At 41.0% G+C, this 5,234-nt stretch carries 5 protein-coding genes; all 5 read right to left on the bottom strand.

Annotation, left to right across the window (positions count from 1 at the left end):
* A partial coding sequence (locus tag B5D32_RS14285) for a hypothetical protein (protein WP_143402804.1) occupies positions 1-293 on the bottom strand: 293 nt, incomplete at its 3' end.
* Entirely contained in the window at positions 290-1,063 is a 774-nt protein-coding gene (locus B5D32_RS14280) for an ATP-binding cassette domain-containing protein (RefSeq protein WP_078785629.1), read from the bottom strand. The genes B5D32_RS14280 and B5D32_RS14285, both read right to left, overlap by 4 nt.
* Before the next feature lie 125 nt (positions 1,064-1,188).
* Complete coding sequence (locus tag B5D32_RS15105) at positions 1,189-2,562, bottom strand: hypothetical protein (protein ID WP_143402803.1); 1,374 nt, start codon at positions 2,560-2,562, stop codon at positions 1,189-1,191.
* A 199-nt stretch (positions 2,563-2,761) separates the two neighbouring features.
* The gene (locus tag B5D32_RS15100) at positions 2,762-3,565 is read right to left on the bottom strand and encodes a hypothetical protein (protein WP_143402802.1); all 804 of its coding nucleotides are present in this window, start codon (positions 3,563-3,565) and stop codon (positions 2,762-2,764) included.
* Positions 3,566-3,730: 165 nt separating this feature from the next.
* Complete coding sequence (locus B5D32_RS15095) at positions 3,731-5,095, bottom strand: hypothetical protein (RefSeq protein WP_143402801.1); 1,365 nt, start codon at positions 5,093-5,095, stop codon at positions 3,731-3,733.
* Between the last annotated feature and the right edge of the window lie 139 nt (positions 5,096-5,234).

The raw sequence follows: 5,234 nt of genomic DNA, 5'->3' as shown, positions 1-5,234 counted from the left end.
CGATACTGAGTGAGTCCATAGCCGCCGTAAGCCTGTTCCCGATAATACTGCCCGATTTTCACAAGGCTTTCTATCTCAGTGTATTTGTCGTGAAGAAAGGTCCCTTTTTCTTCCAGGGTTTTATCGGAAAGCTCGGCACCTACTGCGCGATAGGCTGATGCGGGAGGCTGTTTGGCCGTGGGGCGGGTACCCATCCACAGCAGTAGGAGATTGGCAGCCGCCAGTATAGCCAACAGGGCAGGGAACACTCGGCTGCCCCAGACTTTGCGGAGTTCAGCAAAAAACAGGCTCATTTACCGTCTCCCTCACCAAACACGTTCAGGTACACATCTTCCAGCCCTTGGCCGGGAGCGTATTTTTCAATAAGCTCCGGCACAGGTGCAGCATCCACAATCTTGCCGGCACGCAGAAGGATAACTTTGGTTGCCACTGTTTCTACATCCGAAACGACATGCGTTGCCACAAGGATGATTCTATCCTTGGCCATATCTGCCAGCAGTTCGCGCAGACGGACGCGCTCTTTAGGGTCAAGACCTGCCGTTGGTTCGTCTAAAATCAACAGCTTTGGATCTCCAAGCAGAGCTGATGCCAGCAGCAGGCGCTGCTTCATGCCGCCGGAATAGGCAGAAAGGCGCTTGTCCAACTCGGCGGTCAAATTTACGGCAGCGGCCACACGATCCACCTCGGCTGCAACAGATTTCCTAGAAATTTCTTTCAGGGCAGCCATGTAGGCAAGAAAGCGTCGCCCGGTATAACTGTCATACAGCCCCTGCTGCTGCGGCATATAGCCAAGAATGCGGCGGAAGGCAATACCCGTTGCAGGCTTGCCGCACCAGAGAACTTCGCCAGAGTCAGGAGCAAGCGTCCCAGTGATGATGTGAATTAAAGTAGATTTTCCCGCTCCATTTGGCCCCAGCAATCCGTAAAGTCCCGGCGTTAGATTAAGCGAGACACCAGACAGCGCTCTTTTCACTTGCGGCTGCTCGTTTTTTCCCCATGCAAATATTGGAATATTCGAAATGTAGGTTTTGTAAAGGAAATCAAGGGTAAATACAGTATCCATAAATCATAAGTATGAATTAGAAGTTCATTTTGTTATGCAATCAGAATAATACGATCTCCGAGTCTCTTATGTCTCTACATATGAGGATATGTATCAACTAAGCCTTTGAATGAAACGGAGCAAGATTATAGCACATCGTCATTTATCGCTATATAATTTGGAATGTTATTCCAGTAATCGCTTTTAATCATCAAGGAAACATCAGGAAGCAACATATTTGTGGTTATTTCCTGCCCATCCGGGGCTAAATCAGGTACAGAATATTCCTTTACTCCAGCTTGTACAAGAAAATAGTCGAACCCTTCTTGCAAAATATTGACATTGTATTCATTACGACTCAATGTTAGAGTTTGAAATGTGTTCTTCTCCAAATCAAATGCAAAACGGGTGGCTTTACCTACATCCGTGGAATCAGGAATTGCGGTTAATAAGATATGGTTATCAAAAGCGTCCGAAGATAGTGTTAGGTTGGTGTATGTATCCCCATTTTCGCTAATAATAGCACCAGAATATAGGCAGACTGTGGAACCACTTCCCAAATCGTACTGGTATAAACCGGGTTGCTCCTTATCCCAGAAAAACATTTTATTATCGAGATACATTTCACTACGAGTCCCTTGATGCCATTGACAAAGAGACTGTTGTTGCCCATCAGTTGAAAACAGAACAAGTTCATGTACTTGTTGCTTAAAGGCATTAACAATATCTTCACTGGAAAGGTCTTCGGTTATTGTAATCGGATTTAAAATGTTTTTTATTACAATTTTATCTTGATAGGTTCCTACGATAAAATGTCGTGCATTCTGTGAAAGCTGACAGATTTCATTTTTTTCGCCGCTCGTTATATTTAGCTGTATTAGTGAGAGAGGAGAACTATTTCCATCTTCTTGTACAAAATAGTTGAGATAATATAAATTCTCCGAATCCGAAGCAATACAACCATCTGCGATGGTTTCGTTAGGAGCGAGCCATGTGAGAATCTGACGGTTGGAGCCATCAAGATCATATTTCGCAATATATCCTCGTTGCATATCGGTTTCACTATCAGCAAAAGCAGGGGTGTTTAATTTGAACAGAATAAGATATTCATATGTAAGCGAGAAATAGCAACCACCTACGGTACTTTTGAGCCAACTAGAATCAGACTCGTTATTGTGTTCACCGGTTATACGACTTGAAAGATAAATACGGCTTTTCGATGCGTAATCAGTATAGAGAATGTTGCCATCCCCGACAGGTCTGTATAGAACTTCATAGCATCCATTTTTATTACCGACCATACCAGAAGCAATTATCCCGTTATGCGAAGATATGATATTCATTTGTGATGAAGAGAGGGGCGTTCCTGTAGAGAGAGGTGCTTCTTGAATTGTTTCGGGATTCTCCGCAGACGAAATAAAATCTTGTTGGGAGCTTTCTGCGGTATATATTCCACAAGAAGAAAAAAATAAGGTAATACATAGACAGAGAGCTAAAAGGCGCGTATGCAAATATTTCATACTCTAACCAGACCTTTCTACAGCGCAAGAAACACTGTAAAGATTTGAGAGGTTTCTAAACCTAAATTCTGTATTTATCTTAAATCTATGGGTGAAAAAAGAACGCCACTGTCAGATTGACTACAAGGGGGATGCCTCTTGTCTTGTACTAAATGGTAGTTAAAGGATAAAGCGGTCTTACAAGATTGGCGATGGGAAATCATTGGGAAGTGATTGACTCTAGTTGATAAACGACATTCCCATCAGAATTATCAGTGTAAGTGAAGTGATAAACCAAGGAGCTTTTTTGTTTTGAGGAATCCTCAAATTGATTATCAGCTGCTTCTGTAAAAACTAGAGCTTCAGAAGCCGCCGTATCGAATGTTACATCTGTTACTGTAATATCGCCGTAGGGGAGAGAGGTTTCTTGGCTGTAATAGCACGTCCCATTTTGCGGATCACCAAAGGGCCACTCGGTTATATTCGAAATAGAAAGATCAGAAAGCCCTAAATATAGATCGGCAGTTTGCAGAATATCGCTTTCGGGAATTTCCCAGAAAAAATTGGAATTCTGTGTATAAGAAGAACCTTCTCCGTTTCTTTCAAAAGTCTGGTACAGCAAAAAGAATGACAAAGAATAATCTAAAGGAATATCTTTTGTGCTTTGCATAGGGGAATGGAAAAAACGTCCCAAGGTTTGGGTATATAAAGCAAGATCGGATTTCTGCACTTCGTTATCGGGAAATACGGAAATTTGTTCATTTTGGGCAGGAGTACTATCCGGAAGCACATCACCAGATGCCGACTCGACAGGTTCATCCACAGAATCAGTGGCAGCAGGAGTTGGGGATGGGGCTGCTGAAGCGGACGTATCCGTCGAATTTGTGTCCGAATTATTTTCTGAACTTGATAAAGGAGTGGATGATGCCGAAGACGATGCAGGGGTAATAGAAATGTTGCATCCCGACAGTAAGCAAGTGCATAATACAATAGAAAGAATGGCTTTTGTGTTTTTTTGAGTCATAATCGAAATCCTCCTTCAATAATATCTAACCACAAATGGAATGCTCCAAAAGTAAGCGCTGTTATTCAAAATGGTTTAATTACAATCCAAATCTACCAATAGAATTTTGACGATAAGGCAAGCAATAGCCGAGTTAAAAGGCAAACAATTCTCTATAAAAAGCGCTTAAAACTGATTATTAGACTGAAGTTGAGTAATATCGAATGATAGATAGTTTGGAACAGAATTCCAATAGTCTTCCTTTTTGATTAATTTATAATCAGTGATAGGATAATCAATATTATAGATAGACCCATCTGTGCCGGTAGCAGAACGGGGCAATGTTACAATTCCAGTATTAACTAAAAAATATTGCTCGTTTTCTGCCATAATGGAAACAGGTATAGTTCCGCCATCATATTCGTAAGAAAGTAAAAGAGGCATTGTCTTTTTTGTCGCCAGATTGTAACAAAAGTGCTGCTCATTTAAATTACTGAAAACTATATTGTTATCATGAATTTCACCGACAAGCATTACGGAACCAGAAGAGTCAGATGAATCTGATCCATATAAGTTGTCGGAGACCACCAAATCCTTACCGGTTTGCAGACTATGTGCATACAAGCGTAAATCGCCTTTTTTAACATAATATATTGTATCCTGATTGATTACCAGCGACAGTTCACCCTGCTTCCACGTGAAATTTGTATCTATCAAGCAATTATCGTGAAGTGAGTATAATTGAAGTTCATAGTGCAGATTTGAAAGCTGATCGTCAGAATTTTGACTTGAATGCTCGGATGGGAGCCAAGAACATTGTAAAATAAGTCCTTCTGAGTATGTACCGATTATGCTCCAATCCTTTTGATTTCCCAACGAACATAAGCGATTCATTTTGTTCTTGTTGAAATCCGTATAACACAGTGTAGTATTTGTGATTTGCATTTTTTGAGAATCATAGTCCAAAAGAAGTAGGTACAAATTGCTCCCATCGGCGGCAATACCAGAACTATAGGGGAGCAGACTGCCTTGAGGGACAGAAAGTTTAGTGCGGTTTGCAGCGTTCGGTTCCATTTGCAAAAGAAAAGTAGGTGACCCATCGTAGTTGATATTTGGTATAGGAGATTTTCCATATTTAATGATATAGAGTTTCTCGTTTACTGCTAATGGAACTGCACCACCGAATATGTCTTCTATCCAACCGGGATTTTCATCATTGTTCGTCACAACTACTTGGTCAGACAGATAGATTAACTGTAAAGTTGTATAATCGTAATAAAGTAATTGTGCAGAGTAGTCGTTTGTGTTGGGTAGAATATAGTAAGCACCATCTTGATTTCCGCTAATTTCTGTACTGAAAATTCCCGTACTGGGCAGTGCCATTGTCATCTCAAGAGGAGCAGAAGTTCTCAAATCAGTACTTTCTATCTGTGTAGTTGGTTCAGGAATATCAGAAGATGAATTAGTATTGACCTCGTTTGAATTCGTACAAGCAGACAACAAAACTATACAGAAAAGTGAAAATAAAAATATAGGGTTCCACAATTTCATATGTGAGAATACCTCATAAATATTAATAGGGAGCATCCGTAAACAGAGTATAGGTCTTATCTGTGTACTCTTGTTCATAGGCATCGAACATGGTGGCATTGTCCTGCCGATACTGAGTGAGTCCATAGCCGCCGTAAGC

This window comes from Gemmiger formicilis (assembly GCF_900167555.1).
Classification (GTDB): domain Bacteria; phylum Bacillota; class Clostridia; order Oscillospirales; family Ruminococcaceae; genus Gemmiger; species Gemmiger formicilis.
Note: the sequence above shows the minus strand (reverse complement) of the source record. Positions and strands in the feature narration are given on the sequence as shown.